This is a genomic window from Streptomyces rhizoryzae (genome assembly GCF_023155275.1).
GTDB lineage: Bacteria > Actinomycetota > Actinomycetes > Streptomycetales > Streptomycetaceae > Streptomyces > Streptomyces rhizoryzae.
Window position 1 is genome coordinate 1 of sequence record NZ_JALMUV010000110.1, and the last position, 1808, is coordinate 1808.

The 1808-nt window shown below is 68.8% G+C and carries 2 protein-coding genes; both read right to left on the reverse strand.

What is annotated here, in order from left to right; translation table 11 throughout:
• Complete coding sequence (locus MUU72_RS35050; protein WP_248017506.1) at positions 1-897, reverse strand: 2-hydroxy-3-oxopropionate reductase; 897 nt, start codon at positions 895-897, stop codon at positions 1-3.
• A 42-nt stretch (positions 898-939) separates the two neighbouring features.
• Positions 940-1779, reverse strand: a complete 840-nt coding sequence (locus MUU72_RS35055; RefSeq protein WP_248017507.1) for a TIM barrel protein — start codon at positions 1777-1779, stop codon at positions 940-942.
• Between the last annotated feature and the right edge of the window lie 29 nt (positions 1780-1808).

Sequence of the window (1808 nt, forward strand, 5' to 3'; positions counted from 1 at the left end):
TCAGCCCTTGAGGTCGTATCCGGAGAGGCGCTCGACGCCGCGCAGGAGGGCGGAGTGGTCCAGGCCGCCGTCGCCCTGGGCGCGCAGGGAGGCCACCAGGTTGGCGACGACCGAGCCGACGGGGAGGGCGGCGCCGACGGTGCGGGCGGCGTCGGTGACGATGCCCATGTCCTTGTGGTGCAGGTCGATGCGGAAGCCGGGCTTGAAGTCCCGGTTCTTGAAGTTGTCCTTCTTGCGCGCCAGCACCGTGGAACCGGCCAGACCACCGTTGAGGACGTCCAGGGCCGCGGCCAGGTCCACCCCGGACTTCTCCAGGAAGACCACGGCCTCCGCACACGCCTGGATGTTGACCGCCACGATCAGCTGGTTGGCGGCCTTGACCGTCTGACCCGAACCGTGCGGACCGCACAGCACGATCGTCTTGCCCAGCGCCTCGAAGATCGGCTTGGCCACGTCGAAGTCGGCCTGCTCACCACCGACCATGATCGACAAAACCGCCTCGATCGCCCCGGCCTCACCACCGGAGACCGGCGCGTCCAGCACCCGGATCCCCTTGGCCGCCGCGTTCTTCGCCAGATCGATCGAGGTCTGCGGAGTGATCGAGGACATGTCGATCAGCAGCGCACCGGACCTGGCGTTCTCCAAAATGCCCTCGGGACCGTAGGCGATCGCCTCCACCTGCGGAGACGCCGGCACCATGGTCACCACCACATCGGCGTCGGCGACCGCCTCGGCGATGCTGGCCGCCGCGGTGCCACCGGCCTCCGCCAGCCGCTTCAGCTTGTCGGCCTCCAGCGTGAAACCGGTCACCGCGTAACCGGCCTTGAGAAGGTTCTCGGCCATGGGCGACCCCATGATGCCCAGCCCGATCCACGCGATCTTCGGCAGATTGCTCATCGAAAAGCCTCTTTCACACTCAAACAAAAGGGGGGGACGGCGTCAGCGGGCGGCGCGCAGCTCGGCCGGCAGCCACCCGAAGGAAGCGGCGCTGGGGGCATCGCCGGGCTTGTACTCCAGACCGACGTAGCCGTCGTAGCCGTTCCTGCGCAGCCGCTCCAGCAGAGCGGGGAAGTCCAGCGTGCCGGTGCCCGGAGCACCCCGGCCGGGATTGTCGGCGATCTGCACGTGCCCGGTCTTGGCCGTGTAGCGGTCGATGACCTCCTGGAGGTCCTCGCCGTTCATCGACAGGTGGTACAGGTCCATCAGGAACCGCGCGTTGTCCAGCCCGGTGGCGGCGTTGACCGCATCGACCACCTCGATCGCCTTCGGCGCCGAGACGATCGGGCACTTCGGCGACTCCGGCGCATTGAGCGCCTCGATCAGCAGCGTCCCGTCCACCTCCGCCACCGCCCGCGCCGCGAACACCAGATTCGCCAGCGCCAGCGCATCCTGCTCCTGCTCGCCGACACCCTCCACCCGGTTGCCGTACAGGGCATTGAACGCCGTGCAGCCCAGCGACGCGGCGAACTCGACCGCCACCGGCACATTCGCCACGAACCGCTCCGACTCCCGCCCCGGCACCGACAGCGCACCACGATCGGGACCCGGCAGCTGACCGGCGTAGAAGTTCAACCCCGTCAACTGCGTCCCCGCATCACGCAGCGCATCACGCAGCGCATCCAGCTCCGCCCGCTCCGGCGTCGGGGCGTCCACCCACGGCCACCACAACTCCACCGCCGTGAAACCCGCCGCCTTCGCGGCCGCCGGCCGCTCCAGCAACGGAAGCTCGGTGAACAGGATCGACAGGTTGACGTTGAAGCGCGTGTCCGTGAAACCCATAGGGCCCGGCGCTCCTTCCGGATAGCGGA

What these genes read in the sequence shown, in the direction of transcription:
- MUU72_RS35050 (WP_248017506.1), bottom strand. Translation starts at nt 897, where the DNA reads ATGAGCAATCTGCCGAAGATCGCGTGGATCGGGCTGGGCATCATGGGG.
- MUU72_RS35055 (WP_248017507.1), bottom strand. Translation starts at nt 1,779, where the DNA reads ATGGGTTTCACGGACACGCGCTTCAACGTCAACCTGTCGATCCTGTTC.